We start from the raw sequence: 18,954 nt of genomic DNA, 5'->3' as shown, positions 1-18,954 counted from the left end.
ATGGTTCGCAAGGAATCGTAAGAGGCTTTCTATTAGCTGTTAACTACTTTATACCGTAGCGTGAGACATACTGGCTTCACTCTGGACTTCACTTAACAGCTTTCTATTGAGATGGCTGTAAAGGCGAACGGTTTTATACTGTAAATAGATGAGCGGTATATACAGTATGAAATAAGCAAGATCGAATTTACTAAGGACATCTGCAGGCATTACCGGTAATAAGCCTTTGTTAATCCAGAAGCTAAGCAATACAAACCCTGCGACACCTGGGCAAATAAGTGCAAAGCTTGAGGGTGACTTTGTTGTACCGTAGACATAAGTACTGAAATACTTGGTGCGTCTTTTCAACGATAATCCCATGATAGCGAATAAAGCTTGTGTTGCGATGAACGCCGTTAACCACATAAAGTTATTCCATGATTGCACCTCATTTAAAACTTGTGTTCCGTGATTGATGCGTAAAATAGAAATACCGACAATGGTTAAGATCGGAATCATAATTAATAAAGTCGGTAAGCTTTCAGTTGCTGCACCGTGTTCAAACATCTCTCGGAAGCCAATCACTAATTTTATGGCCGCAAGAATTAAGGCAGTAACCGAAAAGAAGATTGCGCCGATCATACCAAGCACAACCGTGACTGTAACATCACTCATGGCAGCGGAAGCGGCAAAGCCCACGCCTACCATTGCAAAGGCAAATGCGGGTAACACTTGAGATAAATTGTTGTTCTTAGTGCTGTCGAAATCCCCTCTCGACATAACGCGCGCAAAAAAGTCTAAATAAATGCGAAAAGCGAAGAAACCTATGACGCCAAAGGCGATCAGGGCAAGCGGGAAAAGCCATTCTTTAATAGACCATAAACCAGGAACAAAAACGGCGCCTAAGATAAACAAGACGTTTACGCCCATGCTCAATGTTAACGGAATGGCCATTAGCTGAGTTTCAGCGTTTGAATTAACCAACGCATGGTAATCATCGGTTTTTTTGAATTTACGATAGCTAACCCAATTCCACGTAAGCATGCGTAAAAAGTTGATAGCGAACACAAATATGAAGATTAAAGCAAGAATGACGACAGCGCTTAGCCAGGTAAAATTTTTACTGAGAACTTCAGTTAAATAGCTAAAGGTTGGAATGGGGCTGTTTTTATCAGGAACCCAAAACATGAGATACATAAAGAAGCTAACAGATAGTCCGCCGCTACCTAGGGCCGAAAGAAAAAATAAAGGCGAGAAATTATGGCCATCGGCCTTTTTGAGTCGGGAAAACATTTTTTATCCTCATTAATTAGATTTGTCTAATATAAAGAAAAAGATTATGTACTGAAATATATAGATTAGTATTTTCTAATATTGTTGATTTGTGTCAATTTTTTCAATTACATCGCCTGCCCCTTTCCCCAATTATCTCGGCTATCAATATTTTTGATGAATATATTAAAAATTATCAAATTTTATTATTGCCTGTTAGACGATAACTTAACCCTTGTTCGAACAATTCATTCAATCGACGAGGGTAGGAATATGACATTCTTAGTTTTTTTCCAGTTTGCGAAAACGCTCTGTTTTTTTATAAACAGGGATAGATCATGAATCAACAACAGAAATTAAAAATAGCGGCGATACCCGACATTACAGCCTTGGCTGTTAAGTCTTCTAACCCATTATTAGAGGCAGTTAATGATTACGGGACTCGTAAGGCGGTGCAGGGAGCGTATAAGTCTTTTGGTCATGCTGTGTTTGCTGGAGTTTTTATTGCAATAGCATTTATTTTTTACATAACCGTAACGACGGGGGTAGGCGACCACTGGGGGACTATTAAGTTACAAGGCGGAGTTGCGTTTAGTTTAGGGCTCATTTTAGTCGTAGTCGCGGGAGGTGAACTTTTTACTAGCACTATGTTGAGTTCAATTAGTCGTTATTCTGGTCGTATTAGCACCTATCAGCTGATTGTAAGTTGGGCGCGCGTTTACTTAGGTAATTTGATTGGCGCTGCCTTTATGGTGTGGTTAGTCATAGGCGGTAAAATGTACCAACTGGACCATAATATCTGGGGTCTTAATGCGCTAACCGTTGCACAACACAAGCTCCAACACACTTGGTGGCAAGCATTCTCGTTAGGCGTTTTATGTAATTTATTAGTGTGTCTTGGCGTTTGGATGACCTTTAGTGCAAAAGATACCTTATCTAAAGCCTTACTGCTGATACTGCCTATTGCGATGTTTGTTAGCAGTGGCTTTGAGCACTGTGTTGCCAATCTTTTTATGGTGCCGCTAGGCATTGTTATTCAGAACATCGCACCTGCAGAATTCTTTGCTTCCCTAGGTATCAGTGCAACTCAGTATTCTGATTTAACTTTCAGTCGCTTCCTAGTAAGCAACTTAGTACCAGTCACACTTGGCAATATTGTGGGTGGAGCGGTCATCGTAGGGTTCGGCTACTGGGCCATCGATAGACCCAAGCCCGTCATTATCTCATCGGCGCCCTCTATGAATACCACCCACGCTCAAATTGAACGACACGCCCCAGTTATATTGAAAAAGGATTCTAAAATGAAAGATGCATTAATAAACAAAACGGTTCGAGATATTATGGCGACTACTTACACGGCGCTCCATTCTTCTGCATCTATAGCCGAAGCACTGACGCACCTTGCTGCAGAACATTCTGCTTTGGCCATGGTTGTTGATGTCAAAAACTGTTTACTAGGTGTTGTTAGCGAACAAGATCTATTGCGTCACCTTTGTGTAGTTGACTTTGAACTTGAGTCAAGACTCAAAGTACAGGATGCAATGTCGGTTGAGGTGATTACCACCAATCCAAATGATTCTGCTATTTCACTGATTGAGTACATGTCCGTTGATCAAGAAAAGTTATACCCAGTCAGTGGGTCTGGTATTTTAATGGATATGGTGAACTTAAGTTTTGAAAGCCGCTTAAAAAATGCGGCTGCGGACAAACCAAGAGTTTACCCTGTTATTGAGAGCGGCCAGCTAATCGGGATAGTGCAACGTCGAGATATCATCTCGATGCTGGCCTCTATTGTATCTGAGCGCAAAGAAATACCCACAATGCAGCCTACAAAGGAGACAGCAGAAGCCTAAAATGACGTAATAGGCCCCAGCGAACAAAGCCTTTAAAGGCGTTTGCTGGGGTGTTATTAACGTTGAATTGGTATTTTTTGCTCTTTACTAAGCCTAGTTGTTAATCGACGGGCTTCAGATAACACACAATCTCGCAACGGATTATCGAGAGCATCAGTTCGCCAAATAAAGGATAGCGAGCGTGACATATTTAGTTGAGGTGTGTTCAAGATAATCAGCTTACCTTCCTCAACATCTCTTTTTACATCTAAATAGGGAAGGCAGCTTAAATAGACGCCTCTTTCAACGAGTGATTTCAATACTGAAACAGATTCATATTCTTTCCAAACATTAATGTGCTCAATTAATCCGTGAATTGCCGCATCAAAAATACGGCGCGTACCCGCACCTTCTTCTCGCAGTACCCATTTGGCTTGTTCCAATTGAGCCAGGCTGACGGTTTCATGACGCGCAAATGGATGGCGTGGTGAAGATATGACAACTAAGTGGTCATCAATCCAGCTCTTTTGCTGGATACGGTTGTCATCACAACGGCCTTCAATTATTCCTAATTGATATTCATAGTTAAGGACCCCTTCAAGCACGTTCTTGGTGTTTTTTACCGTAAAACCGATTCTTAGCTCCGGAAAGTCCATATCAATTTTACTGATAAGCTCTGGTAATAGATGCTTTGCTGCGGTTTGGCTGGAACACATCTCAAATTGGCCACTAATGAGATGCTCATCATGTAAACCCAGTTCGATCTGTTGAGCGTCCTGAAGTAGTTTTCTGGCCTTTGGGCGTAACCATTCACCCCAATGACTGAGAATAAGCCTGTTTCCATGCCGTATGAACAGAGGTCTATCGAGTAGGGTTTCCAATTGTGATAATGACATGCTGACAGCTGATTGAGTTAGCGACAACTTGCGAGACGCAGCGCTGACGCTTTCTAAGCTGGCAACCGCATCAAAAACAGCCAGTTGTTTTAATGAATATTTCATGGGCCCTCATATTTTATATCAAATGCTTAATATAGATTGGCTATTAGTATCATTTTTTTTGATGATTTTGAAGTAGACAATATCAACATCTTTTAGCTACTTCTCATTAGTGGATTAAATTAAATTCCTTCAATATTTTTTATGCTAGCCCCCGCCCTAGCTGGTAATACTCCATAGCAATCGGCTGTAAAGACGCCTGCACACTGGCATCTTCAACCAAGGTCGAAACTAACGCTTGCTTGAGCACTAGGCTTGGTATTTCAGGGCGAACATGACACATGTCATGATCTGATAGCTGATGGTATTCGACGTTCGAATTGCCTGTTAAGGTTATGCAATTAGTATAAATTGGAGCGTTGCCTGTGAATTTCAAACAATTGAGCGTGTTGGCCATATTAACCTTATTCAGTGCAGCACTGGTGCTAGCTGAGAGTGAATCAAAGGCGATTGAATTATTAGAGCGGGTTGATAATTTATATCAACAAGATAACGCCTACGCCAAGATGACTATGGAGATCCAAACGCCTGATTATCAGCGTTCGATGACGCTAGAGTCTTGGTCTATCGGTTTAGATTATTCACTGATGCGAGTCTTAGCACCCAAAAAAGAGCAGGGTGTCGCTACTCTAAAGCGAGGCAATGAAATGTGGAACTATTTGCCCAAAATTCGTAAAACCATCAAAGTACCGCCTTCTATGATGATGGGTAGTTGGATGGGTTCAGATTTTACCAACGATGATTTAATGCGTGAAGGATCGTGGGTAGAAGAGTTTGATGTTGCTCTTGAAGAAAAAAACGGTGTTTATTTACTTGATTTAGTTGCCAAAGAAAACACCATTACGGTATGGGGAGCAATGCAGATCCATATCAATGTGGAAACGCTATTACCAATTAAGCAGCTTTATATTGATGAAGATGGTGCTGTTGTTCGTGAAATGACTTTTAGCGAGATCAAAACCTTTGGCGAGGTAACATTACCCACGGTGATGACGTTAACGCCGCTGAATAAAGAAGGGAACCTTACTCGTGTTATCTATGATGATATGCAGTTTAATGTTGATATTGATGAAGGTTTTTTTACGTTACAAAACCTGCAGAAGCGTCGCTAAGAGGTTATTGCTATGTTGATGCTTAAGTTGGCATTTAGAAATATTCTAAGAAATAAGCGCCGAACAATTCTAACTATGTTGAGTATGTTCGGTGGCTATACATTGCTTGTTCTCTCTATTTCTGTGCAAAACGGATCTTACGACCAAGTCATTAAGTTTTTTACAAAAGACTCAACCGGGCATGCCCAAATAGTTGATCAAACCTATCTCGATAGACCAACCTTGTATAAATCGGTACCAGCGACCGATCAGTTTTATCAGCAGTTGATGGCTCTAGATTCTGTTACTCACGCGGTACCTAGAATTGTAAGTGGTGCCTTAGCTTATGGTGAGGCAAAAAGCTTTCCTGTACAGGTGCTGGGTGTTGACGTGGAAAAGGAAGCGAGTACTTCGTTTCTAACCGAGAAAATCAATCAAGGTCGATACTTTTCAGCCAACCCAAATAACGAAGGTTACTATGAAGTAATGGTGGGAGGGGCAGTGGCTCGACAGCTCTCAGTTTCGGTAGGTGATGAATTAATATTAATTTCACAAGGCTCCGATGGCTCTTTAGCCAATGATCTCTATCAAATAGTTGGTTTAGTGGGCGCAACAGATGGTGCCGATGCACGGAATGTTTACTTACCCTTAGCCGCGGCTCAAGATTTTTATGTGATGCAAGATAAAGCACATTACTGGGCGGTATTGACCTATGATTTTGCAGACAGTGATCAATTAGCTCAAACATTAAATACATGGCTTTCTAATCAACCCGACACAAACCTTGAAGCCGCGAGTTGGAAAGTAGTTTCAAAAGAGTTTTATGAGGCTATGACAGCCGATATCGAAGGTGGCTACATTTCTTACTACATCATCGTTATTTTAATTTGTATTGGTGTGCTGAATACCGTCTTGATGTCAGTGTTAGAACGAACAGGTGAATTTGGCGTTTTAAAAGCCATTGGAACCTCACCAAAACGTATCTTCTCTTTAATCGTACTCGAAACACTCATGCTTGCCGTTTTCAGTTGTGTCGCAGGTTTTATAGTGTCATTGCCAATTAACTACTATTTGGCCAAGGTGGGTATTACTTTACCCGATCCTGTTGAGTTCTCAGGTATTACTATGTCGCATATGCAAGGATTATGGAATATATCGGTGTTCACTGATCCAGCGCTGATTATTATTGGTTCTGCTGCGTTTATATCACTTTTTCCTGCACGTAGAGCAGCGAAGATTGTTCCTGTTGAAGCAATGAGGAGTTTATAATATGGGCTTAACATGGACCTTAGCCATACGTAATATTTTTCGTAATAAACGCCGTACTTTGCTGACACTATTACTAATTAGTATGACCCTAGCGGTCATGATTTTTGCCGACGGTTTTATGCGCGGAATGTCTGACGTTCTAATTCGATCAGCGACTCGCTTATATCCTGGCGATGGTCAAATACATCATACGGAGTATTTGGCTGAGCGCGATGGTGAGAAGTTTATCGGCAATATTGCGCAAACTATTGAACGTATAAAAAATGAACCTCTAGTCGAGAGCTATACTATACGAGCCACCGATTTTGGCATGGTTTCCAGTACCGCCAATAATTTACCAGTTCAGGTGGTTGGTGTTAATGCAGATTTAGAAGCGACCGTTTCTAAGCTTAAACTCAGTATAGTCAGCGGTGACTATCTCAGTACCGCTGGAGTCGATACGCAAATTCTAATAGGTCAAACCTTAGCAGATTTGCTTGAAGTGAACCTGGGTGATCGCTTAGTTGTATCAGTGAATAATTATGAACTCAATGAGTTAGACCAACGGTTGTTTCGTGTCAGTGGCATTTTCAGCATGAACTCAAAATTTTTCGATGAAGGGTTAGTTTTTATTCAGCTTCCGAAAGCCCAAAAGATGATGGGAATTGGTAGTGGGGCGCATGAAATTGCCTTTAACTTTTATGACGAATCATTATCAAGTAACAATGAGTTGCCGTTATGGAAAAACTTATCGAGTACTGATTCCATTGCGGAAGGTTGGAAAAGACTCATGCCTGACTTAGCCGCCATCGTTGGCATGATGGATTACAGTATGATCATTGTCGGCAGTATTTTATTTATGGTGGCCATACTGGGCGTAGTGAATGCGATGTTTATGTCGATCTACGAACGAACCTATGAGTTTGGTGTCATTATTGCGATAGGTACTCGGCGTAGCAGTGTTTTTGCTTTGATTATGATCGAAGGGTTGTTACTGAGCCTCATAGCCATTGTTTTAGGTGCTGGTTTTGGTGCGCTCGCAAATTACCTTGTTGGTATTAATGGGATAGATTATAGCTCGATAGATGTTTCTGGGGTGGCGCTGGCGGAAGTGATTCGAACCGATCTACATATATCACAGTTCACTGCATTGCCTTTTTATGTGTTTATGATGGTTATGGTTGCTAGCCTCTATCCTGCAGCCCATGCCGCTCAAATTATACCAGCCAAAGCGCTGCACAAAAGTTTATAGGAGACGGGTACATGAAGGCAGTAATTGAAACACGAAATTTAGGTCGGTTTTATGGTGAAGGCGATACGCTGGTAAAAGCCTTAGATCAAGTGAATATTGTTATTGAACCTGGTGAGTTTACCGCGATTGTTGGACCATCGGGTTCAGGCAAGTCTACACTTTTACAGTTAATTGGTGGGCTTGATATCCCAGATGAGGGCAAAGTTCTTTTAGCAGATAAAAACATTTCCGATATGTCAGGGCAAGAGCTATCTGATTTTCGTCGCGACCATATCGGCTTTATTTTCCAAGCTTACAATTTAATTCCCGTATTGACCGCCGCTGAAAACTGCGAATACATAATGCTGCTGCAAGGTATTTCTGCTGGCGAGCGTAAGGCACGAGTGTATCAAATGTTGCAACGTGTGGGCTTAGAAGGTAAAGAAACTCGATTGCCGAATCAGCTATCCGGTGGTCAACAGCAACGTGTCGCAGTGGCACGTGCGATGGCCAGTAGACCCGATATTATTTTAGCCGATGAGCCGACGGCAAACTTAGATTCTAAAACGGGAACGGATCTGTTAGATATGATGCATGAGCTAAATAAAAACGAAGGCATGACATTTGTGTTCTCAACTCACGATCCAAAGATTATGGAGCGAGCAAATCGACTCATTCATATCGAAGATGGAAAGGTAATTGAAGATGAACGCCGTAACTAAGTTAAGTTCCATTCTCCTCTTGGGTTATTTGTCGACGTTAGCTAATGCCATTGAGTATGACCAAAACATAGATGTGAGTTTTTCAGCCGCGGCGATAAAACCAGACAACACAGAGCAATGGCAGCAGCAAGTTAGCTTGTCGCCAAAGCTTAATTTGTGGCTATACCCTAGTAACGATATTGAAGTTTCAATGCGCTATGGTTTAAATGTTGTTTCTGTTTACCCGGCTGCAAGTGCTGGTTCTATATTAGCGAGTCCAGAAATGGGTGCAGATTATTTACTCGGTAATATCGATGCTAACTTGTGGCGTAGTAGTAATAATCAAACAGAAATTTCACATCAGCTTGAGCAGTTTATGTTTACCTATTGGGGTGAAAGTAGCAGTGTGACCGTGGGTCGACAGGCGCTTAGTTTTGGTCTTGCTAAAGTATACTCTCCTGCAGATGTAATTCAGCCAACCAGTGTTGATTTTAGCCAAGCAGGATATCGGCAAGGTGTTGATGCCATTCGAGCAGCGTGGTACTTAGGGGCGACCAGTGAATTAAGCGCAGGCATTGTTGTCGGAGATGATCAAGCAGCGTTTGCTCGCTTTAAAACCAATACCCAATCAATAGACTTTGATTTAACCGCCATTCAAATTAATGAAGACTTACAAGTGGCCTCTGTTGGTATTTTAGGCGCAGTAGGTGTTGTCGGGCTCTGGCAGGAAACGGCATTGCTGAGAGAGCAAAATGATGTTTTCATCAGAAGCAGTATCGGTGCAGACACCACCTTCTTCAGCGACCTCTATGTGATGGCAGAATATCATTACAATGGTATAGGTGAACCTCAATCTAACTATAGCAATGTGGCTATCTCTAAATTTTATCAATTAGGAGCGGTGCAACCGATCGCTAAACAGTATGTGAGTGTTTTAGCGAGCAAGCCCATGACTGCTTTACTTCGAGGCAGCGCAAATTGGGTCACTAATCTTAACGATCAATCGGGTGCTGGCTTGCTCAGTGTAGAGGCGAGTGTGACTGACAATATGTCAGCCAGTTTTGGTTTAACCTTACCCTATGGAGAAAGTTCTGACTCTGAGTTTACAGAATATGGTGCCTATCCATTAATAGTAAATACTTCAATTAATTGGGTATTCTAAACGTCAGAATAGGTTTGTCTTACTTTATCGTATGCGGTACGAGTGGCGGTGGGTGAAAATCCTTCGGGCACTTCATTGCGGGCAAAAAAGGCAAAAGCCAATACACTCGCTACCCATTCAAAAAGTTCTGGCGGCACCGCATTGCCAACATTTAGTTGCGCCAAGACATTTACTAGGTCTGCATCTTGATATACAGGGATATTGTGTTCTCTCGCTATTTTTAAAATGGCATCGGCTTGCTCATTCTCACCAAAAGCGGACACAATCGGTGTTTGTCGGCCTTTGTACTTTAAAGTGGCGACTTTGGGGCCGTCGTTTTCTTCGTTATCAGGCTCATTTTCATAATCAGTCATGTTTTAACGTCCACTAGATGATGGTTTGTACGTTTCAATTGCTGCTCGCTGGCTCGTTTTGGCATGCCATGTCGTGTTTGAATTATGCTCTCGTTGCTTAGGCCTTGAGTCCACTCTTTTAAGGTTGGAACTAAGGTATTTAGATGTGCAAGCGTTGTAGAATCTTCTGACCAGAATACTAAATGTGTATCATTAGGGTGCCAGTCAATATCGGCACAAAATTCAGATAAAGGCGCTACATTTAAATAGATACGCATTCGCCAACGACGTTTGCTTTTTTCTTCAGCCTCGTCATCAGACTCTTTCTTTTTCTTTTCCTGCCACCATTCAATATCGGCCCAAGAAGTAAGACCTAGCCAAATTAGCGGTAATTGCATTTGTTGAATCACGGGTAAGTCGGGAGTTTGCCATTGGGCAGAAGCTGCCTGTACTGCTTGATGTAGGACTTTGGCTTGCGTTGCCTCAACCCAGCTGCGTAATTGATTTAATGCATTTTCTTTATCTGGTTGACTGAGTGAAGATTGAAGTCTTGGGTCGCTTTGAATTTTATCGCTCGAGTCTGCTTGCCCAGACAGAATGTTCATTGCTTTTGATTTTAATAGATACGCAAGGTCCGAAGAGTCTTTAGCTTGGACTTGCTCTATTAGAGCCAACCATTGACCAAGTTTTATTTCAATCAAATTACTAGCCGTGCTTGATGCGGTTTGTTGGGCTTGGTTGGTTTTAGATAAAGTTAGGCTCAGCAATTCATTGGTCATTTGTCTGAACGTGCTCATTGTTGTCGTGGCGGCATCACCTGTCGACATTGGTGCAGATGCAAGGGCTGAAAACTGATTATTCCCACTAGGGTTGCTAAACATCTGGTTTGCTGTGGTGCCTTGGTTAATTATTCCAGTGTTAACTGCGGCCTTAATATTCTGATTCTGTTCGGCAATATAGTTGGACAAAACTCTTGGGCTCACAGTAGGTAGAAGTCCGACCATAGGAGCCCATTGCTTACTTCGAATAGCACTAGACACAAAGGCTTCACCAAATTGACCTGATGCTGGCTTAGCTTCGGAGGTGTTCATTGGTAATGCAAAGGCAAACTTTAAAAATGCCTGAATGGGTGTTTTAGGCGTGAGCGTATTAATTGACACGGTTCCTATTTGGGTTCCTTGTGCCAGACCGAGTTGATTGATTACAAGTGGGTTCAGATTAATAGCACTAGGGCTTCGGCCAGCCACTTGGCTACTGACAAGTGAGTTTAGTAGGGTTTTAACTCTTGTACGGTCGGTAATTAAGGGGTCAATTGCTAACGTAGGAGCATTCGTTTTACCCTGCTCTGTGGCAGTGGGGCTTTGCGATAAGCTAAATTGTTTTGAGCTTTGAGTATTTGTAAACTCTCGCAACGAAGAAAGAGGACTGTTCTCTTGCAGCAATTGGCGAATTATTTGGCTGTTGAGTTGGCTTGGGCGTTGAACTAGCCATTGGATAAGTGGTTTTAATTGTGGAAACTGCTTGGCTAAGGCAACCAATGTATCTGTCGCTGGCAAGGTATGTTTGGAATTACTTGCTGCTTTAGGAAATAAATGAGCTTGCCAGAAATCAAGGCCCAATTCTATTAGCTTGCCAATTTGAGTATGACTCGGAGAGTCAACGGGTTGATATTGACCTTTTGCGTCTAGTTCAAGTAGCAAGGGCGTACCTGGGCTGATATTGGTATCAGCATAAATCTTAATGGGCGGAGCACTTTTAGGGTCGTTTTGAAGTAATAACTGAAATAGCTCACTGCGGCGGCCTTCGAGAATTGCTTTAGACTGCAGCACGACTGTTGCCAACGGGTTCGGCGGAGGTGATTGACTGGCTTTTTTCGAATCAGCCATAGGCGCGTCAAGCGGAGCAGAGGAGCTGCGGCGTATTTTTTGACTTGCCATCGTGCTGTCACTTGGCAATTTGATGCCCTCTGGAGCCATGACAATTGAGCCTTAACGTTAAAGTGCCGTGATTATTTATACTACTGTAGTGGTCACTTTCTATACTATCGGCAAACTTTACCGAAACTTGATGAAACAGTCACTGCGAATGTTTGCCTTTACCCCATCGCCAGCCGTTATAATGGGTGATTAATTTGTATTGGATGTTTTATGGGCCAGTTGCTCAGTGCCAAACACTTGTTTTGTGAGCGTGATGATCGAATTTTGTTCCAAAACCTAGAGTTTGTGGTCAATGAAGGTGACATTCTGCACATTAAAGGCCCTAACGGTTCAGGTAAAACAACCTTGTTGCGCCGTTTGGTCGGCTTAAGTGGTGTTGTTGAAGGTGAATTGGTGTGGCAAACAGAATTAAGCCAACCTAGTGGCAAGTTGAGCACCGATTTATGTTGGTACCTAGCACACCGCCCAGCTGTCACTATGTTGCAGACTCCTTTGGAAAATTTAACGTTTAGCTTGGCTTTGCATAATGCATTGCCAAAGCAAGAAGAATTATGGCAAGCGCTCGAAACGGTGGGCTTGCGTGGCTATGAAGATGTGCCGGCCAGTAGCTTATCTGCCGGTCAACAACGTCGAGTTGCACTATCTAAACTGTATATTGCGATGCCAAATATTAAGTTATGGGTGCTAGATGAGCCGTTTACCGCACTCGATGTCAGCGCGGTAAGCCAGCTTGAAGCACGGATCGAGCAATTTGCAGAAGCAGGCGGAACGGTGATCATGACCAGTCATCATGGTTTAAACCATACCGCCGTCAAAATTTTAGATTTAGGTGACGCTCAATGATTGCGGTTTTAAATCAAACATTTCGCCGCGAGCTTACCTTGGCGTTTCGGCGTCGCTCGGATTTAGCAAATCCATTATTTTTCTTTTTAATAGTCGTTGCTTTGTTTCCAATTGGCGTAACACCCGATTTAAAAGTCTTATCCGGTATGGCGCCTGGCGTGTTATGGGTAGCAGCTCTACTAGCAGCACTGCTTTCCTTAGATTTAATGTTTCGACACGACTTTGATGATGGCACTTTAGAGCAGTTACTAATGTCATCCGTACCGCCGCAGTTGTTGGTGCTTTGTAAAATCATCAGTCATTGGCTAGTAACGGGCTTGCCCCTAGCCCTGCTGTCACCGGTGTTATCGGTCATGTTGGCGTTGCCCTCCAAGGCAATCCCTATTTTGGTGGTGTCATTGTGTATCGGCACTTTTACGTTAAGTTTAATAGGCAGTGTGGGTGCAGCTTTAACCGTCGGCTTAAGAAAAGGTGGGCTTTTATTGACGGTACTCATTATGCCAATGTTTGTACCTGTAATAATTTTTGGAACCTCAGCCGTACAGGCTTATTCAGTGGGTTCGCAATGGAGCGCTCAGTTAGCGTTTTTATCGGCAATATGTGCTGGTGCATTTGCCATAGTTCCTTGGTTAACAGTTGCTGCCTTAGATATAGCAGTCGGTGACTGAGAAATAATTGTACATTGGAGTATGCGTAATATGTGGCGATGGTTTGTAAAATGGTTTCACCGTTGGAGCTCACCAAAGTGGTTTTACCAGGTGTCTAAACCGTGGAGCTTAGTACTAGGGGCGCTTGCGGTGCTGTTGATAGGCGCTTCGCTCATTTGGGGTTTAGGGTTTGCGCCAACCGAACGCTTACAAGGGAATAGCTATAGAATCATCTTTATTCATGTGCCTGCTGCCTTTATGTCGCAGGCAATCTATGTCGCAATTGCGCTTGCCGGCGCTGTTGGACTTATTTGGCGTATTAAATTAGCTTTTTATGTGGCTAAGCAGTGCATTCCAATCGGCACGAGTATGGCAATTTTAGCATTGGCATCCGGTGCGATTTGGGGAGTACCTACTTGGGGTTCTTGGTGGGTGTGGGATGCTCGCTTAACTTCTATGTTGATTTTACTGTTGCTGTATTTAGGTTTGTGGGCATTACAAAGCGCCATGGAGAGAGAAGAAAGTGGTGATAAAGCCGCGGCAATTTTAGCTCTAGTGGGTGTAGTTAATATCCCTATTATTAAGTTTTCGGTGAACTGGTGGAATACCTTGCACCAGCCTGCCACGTTAAAATTCACAGAAGCACCGCCTATGCATATTTCTATGTTATTACCCTTGCTAGGGTCTATTTTGGGCTTCTACTTAGCATTTATTGCCTTGGTGTTTATACGAACACGTTTAGAGATATTACATCGTGAGCGAAAAGCAACCTGGGTTAAAGAAGAGCTTAAACGGTTAGGAGGCAAAGGTGGCATTTGATACGTTCGGTGAATTTATAAACATGGGCGGCCACGGGTTCTATGTTTGGCTGGCCTATGCAATTGGCGCAGGCATTTTTCTATTTAATGTTCTGAGCCCAATCTTATATCGGAAAAAACTAGTTAAAGATAATCAGCGCAGACTGCGTCGGGAGCAATCATGAATCCAAAACGTAAACAACGATTAACCCTTATTTTACTTGGGGTTGCAGGTGTATCGGCGGCCGTACTGTTAGTTTTGTTCGCTATGGGCAAAAACGTAAACTATTTCTATACACCCACAGAGCTAAATGCAGGGGCTGCGTTGCCAGGGTCCATCATTCGCGCCGGCGGTATGGTCAGTGTTGGCTCAGTAGAGCGTAGCGATGACTCTCTTTTAGTTAAGTTCAAAATCAATGACACGGCTAAAGAAGTTGGCATTCAATACGTCGGTATTCTTCCTGACTTATTTCGTGAAGGTGATGGTGTCGTCGTCATTGGTGAAATGAACGAAGATAACGTCTTGGTCGCACAAGAAGTGTTAGCAAAGCATGATGAAACCTATATGCCGCCTGAAGTAACAGATGCTTTAGAGCAGGCGCATCAAAATTCAACCTCAAACTATTGACGGAGTTACCCATGCTGCCTGAATTTGGATTGTTTTCTTTAATCCTAGCCATGTGCTTTGCACTTCTTTTAGCGGTTTTTCCATTGTACGGATTGCGTACTGGTAGCGTCGGTTTGATGCGCATGGCATCGCCGCTAACATGGGGGATGTTTTTCTTTTTGACTGCCGCTTTTGCCATTTTAGTGCATGCTTTTATTACCGATGATTTTTCGGTTTCCATTGTGAGCCAAAACTCAAACTCTGCGTTACCTTGGTATTACAAATTCTCGGCCACTTGGGGTAACCATGAAGGTTCAATGGCATTGTGGATTTTAATGCTAGGCGGTTGGGCGGTTGCCGTTAGTTTATTTGCACGGTCTTTGTCTTTGGAGTTGAAAAGTTCGGTATTAGCAGTCCTTGGTATTATCGCACTTTGTTTCTTGGCGTTCCTTATATTCACCTCTAACCCGTTTGCCCGCCTTTTGCCGATACCGCCGGTTGATGGAACAGATTTAAACCCATTGCTACAAGATATTGGTTTGATCATTCATCCACCAACGCTTTATATGGGCTATGTTGGTTTTTCAGTTGCGTTTGCGTTTGCTGTTGCGGCGCTGTTAACTGGGCGTTTCGATGCCGGTTGGGTGCAGTGGTCGAGACCATGGACAAACGTTGCATGGGCATTTTTGACAGTCGGTATTGCGCTCGGAAGCTGGTGGGCATATTACGAATTAGGCTGGGGCGGTTGGTGGTTCTGGGACCCTGTTGAGAACGCTTCCTTTATGCCTTGGTTAATAGGTACCGCCTTAATTCACTCGCAAGCCGTAACAGAGAAGCGCGGGCTATTTAAAGGCTGGTCGTTATTATTGGCTATTATGGCATTCTCGTTCAGTTTGTTAGGGACGTTTTTAGTGCGCTCAGGTGTCCTAACGAGCGTACATGCTTTTGCGTCTGACCCTGAGCGAGGTATCTTTATTTTAGCCATTTTGATGCTGACAATCGGTGGCAGTTTGGTGTTATATGCTTTGAATGTTTCGAAAATTAAATCTGTCGGTCAATTCAAAAGCACATCGCGCGAAGCCTTTTTGTTAATGAACAATATCATTTTAGTTGTTATCACCTTTGCTGTTTTATTTGGGACCTTGCTCCCGCTTATTGCAGATGCATTTTCATTGCGGAAAATGTCAGTGGGTGCACCGTTCTTTAACTTAATTTTTAATATATTAATGGTTATTTTAATAAGCCTATTAGGCCTTGGTCAGCTGTTACGCTGGAAAAAAACCAACTTAAAAAATTGGCGATCGTTTTTTATGATTGCGATACCTGGCGCAATAGGCCTTGCTTTATTACTCCCGATAGCCTTAACAGGTGATTTCCACTGGCAGGTTTGGCTGGGTCTTACATTGGTATTTTGGACGGCGGCAGGTCTTATTCGATTAATATTAGAGCGAGTCAAAAATAGCAACACGCCGCTTAAAGCGTTGCGCCGAGCAGGCGCAGGTTTCTGGGGTATGTGGATAGCCCACCTTGGTCTAATTGTCACAACAACCGGCGTTGTATTGGTGTCAAATTATGACATCGAACGTGACTTTAGAATGACCGCAGGTGACACGGTAGAAATGAATAACTACCGCTTTGAGTTGCAAGAAGTAGAGCATCTTGAAGGTCCAAACTACATAACGGATCATGCAATTATAAATGTCTTCCAGGGTGATAACTTTATTGCAGAGTTGAACCCAGAGAAGCGTTTCTATCAGGTTGCATCGAACGTTATGACCGAAGCAGGCATCTCTGGAAACCTTACCCGAGACTTATACGCTTCTTTGGCAGAGCCATTAGATGACGAGCGGCAAACTTGGTCTGTTCGATTGCAAGTGAAGCCCTTTGTTCGTTGGTTGTGGATCGGCGCATTTTTAATGGCCATTGGTGCAACCTTAAGCATTACAGATAAACGTTATCGCAGTATTTCAAAGGGGAAGCAACATGCCTAGAGCATTAATAATTGTGCCATTGGTTTTAGTCGGTTTACTTTTTTCTTTGTTTGCTTACGCGCTGTTTGCCGGTGTTGATCCTAAGCATGTGCCATCCGCTTTAACGGGCAAGGAGTTTCCGAGCTTTAAACTCACCGATGTCAGCAATGAAGATGTGTTTTTAAACCGTCTTGATGTCATTGGTGAGCCGATGTTAGTCAACGTATGGGCAACTTGGTGCGGCTCATGTAAGTATGAGCACCCGTTTCTAAATAGTTTGGCAGCTTCAGGTGTGAAGATTGTTGGCATAAACTATAAAGACGATCGCCAGTTAGCGCTGACATGGTTAGCCGACTATGCCGACCCGTATGTAGTCGACTTGTATGACCCTAATGGCGTGCTTGGTTTTGACCTGGGGGTTACAGGCGCACCAGAAACATTCTTTGTGAATTCTGAAGGTGAGATTGTATTGAGATTCCAAGGGCCAATTAACGATCAACTTTGGCGTGATAAGTTAAAGGTAGTCTACGATGAAATGGTTTAGTTTTAAGCTATCTACTTTCGCTTTTTTGTTCATGTTAGCGGCGAGCTCAGTGTATGCCGCTAATGAACTGCTGACATTTGATAACGAAGAGCTAAGAGAGCGCTATTTACAACTCTCATTTGAGTTTCGTTGCCCTAAATGCTTAAACCAGAATGTCGCCGATTCAAACGCGCCAATTTCTGAAGATATTCGTCAAAAAACCTATGAAATGCTTCATCAAGGTTTCAGTGATCAAGAAATTGTTGATTACATGGTCGATCGTTATACCGAATTTGTTATTTATAAGCCGCAGATGTCATTTTTAACTATTTGGTTGTGGATACTTCCTTTTGGGCTGCTATTTGCTGGGTTGTTAGTCGTTTGGCAAATTGTATCGAAGCCAAACTCTGAAGCAACAGAGACTATATCGGCAGAAGACAGCGAGCGACTCAAAAAACTTTTAGAGGACCAATAAATGCTAACCTTAAGTATATGGTTAATACCGATATTGATATTCATGCTTTTCGCGGTACGTCATAAAAGTGGTAATAAAACCGAAGTAGATTCCGTTGAAGCTGCAATTTCGATTCATAAAGCAAGATTGCAAAGCCTCACTGAGCAGTTTGAAGCTGATGAAATTGAAAAAGAAGAATATGAAGGCTTAACACTAGAAGTTGAAAAGGCATTGCTTGCTGACACCAGTAAGCAGCAAAAAATTGCGTCAGACTCAGGGCAGCTCCCGTGGCTTTGGGTGCCTTCGTTAGCTGTGATGGTCTTTGCTGTTGCATTTTGGTTGTATCAAAATGTTGGCGCCGCTGATGCTGTAGACGTTCGAACGCAATTTAGACAATTAGCAGGACAGTCGGAGCTAGACGAAGCATCGGTTCGGGAAACATTAGGTAGTTACCAAAAATTGCTAGAAAACGATCCATCAAATATTGAAGGTTGGTTTAGGCTCGCTCGTATGCAGCTCGATATGGCTAGCTATGATCAAGCCTTGGTATCGCTTAATAATGTCTTAACTCAACTGCGTTTGGTTGAGCGCAATGCCGAAGACGAAGCCGCAATTCTTGCCTATATGGGTCAAGCTTATTTAGCATTGAACCGCCCTGATAGTGCCTTGGCCTCTTTCGAAGAAGCGCTCGAATACTCTGCACAGAATACAACGGCACTGGGAATGGCCGGTCGAATTAACTTTGAAAATGGCGATTATCAGCAAGCGATTGACCATTGGACACAGTTAAAACTACAAAACCTGAACCCTGAGAATGCACAAGTTATCGACAGCTATATCGATCAAGCTAAGCTAGAATTGGCAAACCTAGGTATCGACTACGAGCAAGCCCAGCCACTACGGGTATTTGTCAATGTTGCACTGCCTGCAGCGTGGGAAGGCTTACCTCAAGGTGCGAGTTTATTTGTTTATGCTCGACCGGTAGGGCAACGTATGCCAATAGCAGCTAAGCGAATTCGAGTTACTGGCCAAAACATGGTTGCCGTCTTAAGTGATGCAGATGCAATGGGCCCCGCTGGCGTGTTAAGTAACTACGAAGAAGTAGAAATAACGGCTCGTGTATCAATGAATGGAACCGCAAATACAGCCCCAGGCGACTGGATTGGTGATGTAACAACGGTCGATATTGACAGCAAAGAAGTGAATGTCAGCATTGTTGTCTCTCAACCTTAATTACTCTGCTTAGAAAACCGGTATTACTTGAAAATGCCGGTTTTTTTTTACCTCAGTTCAATCCTTTACTTTAAGTAGACTTCAGCAACAAGCCTTT

General features: G+C 42.9%; 20 protein-coding genes. 15 read left to right on the top strand and 5 right to left on the bottom strand.

The genetic code is table 11. The features are described 5' to 3' along the window. Positions 1 to 48 precede the first annotated feature (48 nt). Positions 49 to 1,272, bottom strand: a complete 1,224-nt coding sequence (locus tag ACI882_RS10545; protein ID WP_411743087.1) for a TsoY family (seleno)protein — start codon at positions 1,270 to 1,272, stop codon at positions 49 to 51. A gap of 317 nt (positions 1,273 to 1,589) precedes the next feature. Between ACI882_RS10545 and focA the strand changes: the two genes are divergently transcribed. Continuing rightward, positions 1,590 to 3,104 carry a formate transporter FocA gene (gene focA, locus ACI882_RS10540; RefSeq protein WP_411743086.1) on the top strand — a complete coding sequence of 505 codons (1,515 nt, stop codon included), beginning with the start codon at positions 1,590 to 1,592 and terminating at the stop codon, positions 3,102 to 3,104. A gap of 56 nt (positions 3,105 to 3,160) precedes the next feature. Here the strand turns inward: focA and ACI882_RS10535 are convergent, their stop codons facing one another. Then, the gene (locus ACI882_RS10535) at positions 3,161 to 4,084 is read right to left on the bottom strand and encodes a LysR substrate-binding domain-containing protein (RefSeq protein WP_411743085.1); all 924 of its coding nucleotides are present in this window, start codon (positions 4,082 to 4,084) and stop codon (positions 3,161 to 3,163) included. A gap of 139 nt (positions 4,085 to 4,223) precedes the next feature. Further along, positions 4,224 to 4,364 carry a hypothetical protein gene (locus ACI882_RS10530; RefSeq protein ID WP_411743084.1) on the bottom strand — a complete coding sequence of 47 codons (141 nt, stop codon included), beginning with the start codon at positions 4,362 to 4,364 and terminating at the stop codon, positions 4,224 to 4,226. Positions 4,365 to 4,446: 82 nt separating this feature from the next. Here ACI882_RS10530 and ACI882_RS10525 point away from each other — a divergent pair, with 82 nt between their 5' ends. From ACI882_RS10525 to ACI882_RS10505, 5 genes are read left to right on the top strand one after another with little or no spacing between them, the layout of a single operon-like run. Continuing rightward, positions 4,447 to 5,193, top strand: a complete 747-nt coding sequence (locus ACI882_RS10525; RefSeq protein ID WP_411743083.1) for an outer membrane lipoprotein-sorting protein — start codon at positions 4,447 to 4,449, stop codon at positions 5,191 to 5,193. Between the two features lie 12 nt (positions 5,194 to 5,205). Continuing rightward, positions 5,206 to 6,441, top strand: a complete 1,236-nt coding sequence (locus ACI882_RS10520; RefSeq protein WP_411743082.1) for an ABC transporter permease — start codon at positions 5,206 to 5,208, stop codon at positions 6,439 to 6,441. A gap of 1 nt (position 6,442) precedes the next feature. Further along, on the top strand, positions 6,443 to 7,672 hold the full coding sequence (locus ACI882_RS10515; RefSeq protein WP_411743081.1) for an ABC transporter permease: 1,230 nt from the start codon (positions 6,443 to 6,445) through the stop codon (positions 7,670 to 7,672). An 11-nt stretch (positions 7,673 to 7,683) separates the two neighbouring features. Next, positions 7,684 to 8,373 carry an ABC transporter ATP-binding protein gene (locus ACI882_RS10510; protein ID WP_411743080.1) on the top strand — a complete coding sequence of 230 codons (690 nt, stop codon included), beginning with the start codon at positions 7,684 to 7,686 and terminating at the stop codon, positions 8,371 to 8,373. Then, positions 8,357 to 9,514, top strand: coding sequence for a hypothetical protein (locus tag ACI882_RS10505; protein WP_411743079.1), 1,158 nt, complete (start codon positions 8,357 to 8,359; stop codon positions 9,512 to 9,514). The genes ACI882_RS10510 and ACI882_RS10505 overlap by 17 nt, the downstream gene beginning before the upstream one ends. Here the strand turns inward: ACI882_RS10505 and ACI882_RS10500 are convergent. Continuing rightward, positions 9,511 to 9,867: an EscU/YscU/HrcU family type III secretion system export apparatus switch protein gene (locus ACI882_RS10500; protein ID WP_411743078.1), complete on the bottom strand. Its 357-nt coding sequence runs from the start codon at positions 9,865 to 9,867 to the stop codon at positions 9,511 to 9,513. The genes ACI882_RS10505 and ACI882_RS10500 overlap by 4 nt on opposite strands. Then, on the bottom strand, positions 9,864 to 11,822 hold the full coding sequence (locus ACI882_RS10495) for a hypothetical protein (protein ID WP_411743077.1): 1,959 nt from the start codon (positions 11,820 to 11,822) through the stop codon (positions 9,864 to 9,866). The genes ACI882_RS10500 and ACI882_RS10495 overlap by 4 nt, the downstream gene beginning before the upstream one ends. 171 nt (positions 11,823 to 11,993) lie before the next feature. On the opposite strand from ACI882_RS10495, the gene ccmA reads away from it, so the two are divergent. From ccmA to ccmI, 9 genes are read left to right on the top strand one after another with little or no spacing between them, the layout of a single operon-like run. Then, positions 11,994 to 12,626, top strand: a complete 633-nt coding sequence (ccmA, locus tag ACI882_RS10490) for a cytochrome c biogenesis heme-transporting ATPase CcmA (protein WP_411743076.1) — start codon at positions 11,994 to 11,996, stop codon at positions 12,624 to 12,626. Then, positions 12,623 to 13,294 (top strand): heme exporter protein CcmB, encoded by a 672-nt coding sequence (gene ccmB, locus ACI882_RS10485; RefSeq protein WP_411743075.1) that lies wholly within the window; start codon positions 12,623 to 12,625, stop codon positions 13,292 to 13,294. Before ccmA ends, ccmB begins: the two co-directional genes overlap by 4 nt. A 30-nt stretch (positions 13,295 to 13,324) precedes the next feature. After that, the gene (gene ccmC, locus ACI882_RS10480; RefSeq protein WP_411743074.1) at positions 13,325 to 14,092 is read left to right on the top strand and encodes a heme ABC transporter permease CcmC; all 768 of its coding nucleotides are present in this window, start codon (positions 13,325 to 13,327) and stop codon (positions 14,090 to 14,092) included. Between the two features lie 22 nt (positions 14,093 to 14,114). Next, entirely contained in the window at positions 14,115 to 14,255 is a 141-nt protein-coding gene (gene ccmD, locus ACI882_RS10475; RefSeq protein ID WP_411743089.1) for a heme exporter protein CcmD, read from the top strand. Continuing rightward, positions 14,252 to 14,698, top strand: coding sequence for a cytochrome c maturation protein CcmE (gene ccmE / locus ACI882_RS10470; RefSeq protein WP_411743073.1), 447 nt, complete (start codon positions 14,252 to 14,254; stop codon positions 14,696 to 14,698). The genes ccmD and ccmE overlap by 4 nt, the downstream gene beginning before the upstream one ends. A gap of 11 nt (positions 14,699 to 14,709) precedes the next feature. Beyond that, positions 14,710 to 16,668: a heme lyase CcmF/NrfE family subunit gene (locus ACI882_RS10465; RefSeq protein ID WP_411743072.1), complete on the top strand. Its 1,959-nt coding sequence runs from the start codon at positions 14,710 to 14,712 to the stop codon at positions 16,666 to 16,668. After that, positions 16,661 to 17,191 (top strand): DsbE family thiol:disulfide interchange protein, encoded by a 531-nt coding sequence (locus tag ACI882_RS10460; protein ID WP_411743071.1) that lies wholly within the window; start codon positions 16,661 to 16,663, stop codon positions 17,189 to 17,191. The genes ACI882_RS10465 and ACI882_RS10460 overlap by 8 nt, the downstream gene beginning before the upstream one ends. Next, positions 17,178 to 17,645: a cytochrome c-type biogenesis protein CcmH gene (locus ACI882_RS10455; protein WP_411743070.1), complete on the top strand. Its 468-nt coding sequence runs from the start codon at positions 17,178 to 17,180 to the stop codon at positions 17,643 to 17,645. Before ACI882_RS10460 ends, ACI882_RS10455 begins: the two co-directional genes overlap by 14 nt. Beyond that, the gene (ccmI, locus tag ACI882_RS10450) at positions 17,646 to 18,857 is read left to right on the top strand and encodes a c-type cytochrome biogenesis protein CcmI (protein ID WP_411743069.1); all 1,212 of its coding nucleotides are present in this window, start codon (positions 17,646 to 17,648) and stop codon (positions 18,855 to 18,857) included. Positions 18,858 to 18,954 lie beyond the last annotated feature (97 nt).

Source organism: Reinekea sp., from assembly GCF_046710285.1.
In the GTDB taxonomy this organism is placed as follows: Bacteria; Pseudomonadota; Gammaproteobacteria; order Pseudomonadales; family Natronospirillaceae; genus Reinekea.
Note: the sequence above shows the minus strand (reverse complement) of the source record. Positions and strands in the feature narration are given on the sequence as shown.

Coding starts and splice junctions, on each gene's coding strand:
- ACI882_RS10545 (WP_411743087.1), bottom strand. CDS start 1,272: ATGTTTTCCCGACTCAAAAAGGCCGATGGCCATAATTTCTCGCCTTTA.
- ccmD (WP_411743089.1), top strand. CDS start 14,115: ATGGGCGGCCACGGGTTCTATGTTTGGCTGGCCTATGCAATTGGCGCA.
- ccmE (WP_411743073.1), top strand. CDS start 14,252: ATGAATCCAAAACGTAAACAACGATTAACCCTTATTTTACTTGGGGTT.
- ACI882_RS10495 (WP_411743077.1), bottom strand. CDS start 11,822: ATGGCTCCAGAGGGCATCAAATTGCCAAGTGACAGCACGATGGCAAGT.
- ACI882_RS10455 (WP_411743070.1), top strand. CDS start 17,178: ATGAAATGGTTTAGTTTTAAGCTATCTACTTTCGCTTTTTTGTTCATG.
- ACI882_RS10500 (WP_411743078.1), bottom strand. CDS start 9,867: ATGACTGATTATGAAAATGAGCCTGATAACGAAGAAAACGACGGCCCC.
- ACI882_RS10520 (WP_411743082.1), top strand. CDS start 5,206: ATGTTGATGCTTAAGTTGGCATTTAGAAATATTCTAAGAAATAAGCGC.
- ACI882_RS10465 (WP_411743072.1), top strand. CDS start 14,710: ATGCTGCCTGAATTTGGATTGTTTTCTTTAATCCTAGCCATGTGCTTT.
- ACI882_RS10505 (WP_411743079.1), top strand. CDS start 8,357: ATGAACGCCGTAACTAAGTTAAGTTCCATTCTCCTCTTGGGTTATTTG.
- ACI882_RS10460 (WP_411743071.1), top strand. CDS start 16,661: ATGCCTAGAGCATTAATAATTGTGCCATTGGTTTTAGTCGGTTTACTT.
- ccmI (WP_411743069.1), top strand. CDS start 17,646: ATGCTAACCTTAAGTATATGGTTAATACCGATATTGATATTCATGCTT.
- focA (WP_411743086.1), top strand. CDS start 1,590: ATGAATCAACAACAGAAATTAAAAATAGCGGCGATACCCGACATTACA.
- ccmA (WP_411743076.1), top strand. CDS start 11,994: ATGGGCCAGTTGCTCAGTGCCAAACACTTGTTTTGTGAGCGTGATGAT.
- ccmC (WP_411743074.1), top strand. CDS start 13,325: ATGTGGCGATGGTTTGTAAAATGGTTTCACCGTTGGAGCTCACCAAAG.
- ACI882_RS10510 (WP_411743080.1), top strand. CDS start 7,684: ATGAAGGCAGTAATTGAAACACGAAATTTAGGTCGGTTTTATGGTGAA.
- ACI882_RS10530 (WP_411743084.1), bottom strand. CDS start 4,364: ATGTGTCATGTTCGCCCTGAAATACCAAGCCTAGTGCTCAAGCAAGCG.
- ACI882_RS10535 (WP_411743085.1), bottom strand. CDS start 4,084: ATGAAATATTCATTAAAACAACTGGCTGTTTTTGATGCGGTTGCCAGC.
- ACI882_RS10515 (WP_411743081.1), top strand. CDS start 6,443: ATGGGCTTAACATGGACCTTAGCCATACGTAATATTTTTCGTAATAAA.
- ccmB (WP_411743075.1), top strand. CDS start 12,623: ATGATTGCGGTTTTAAATCAAACATTTCGCCGCGAGCTTACCTTGGCG.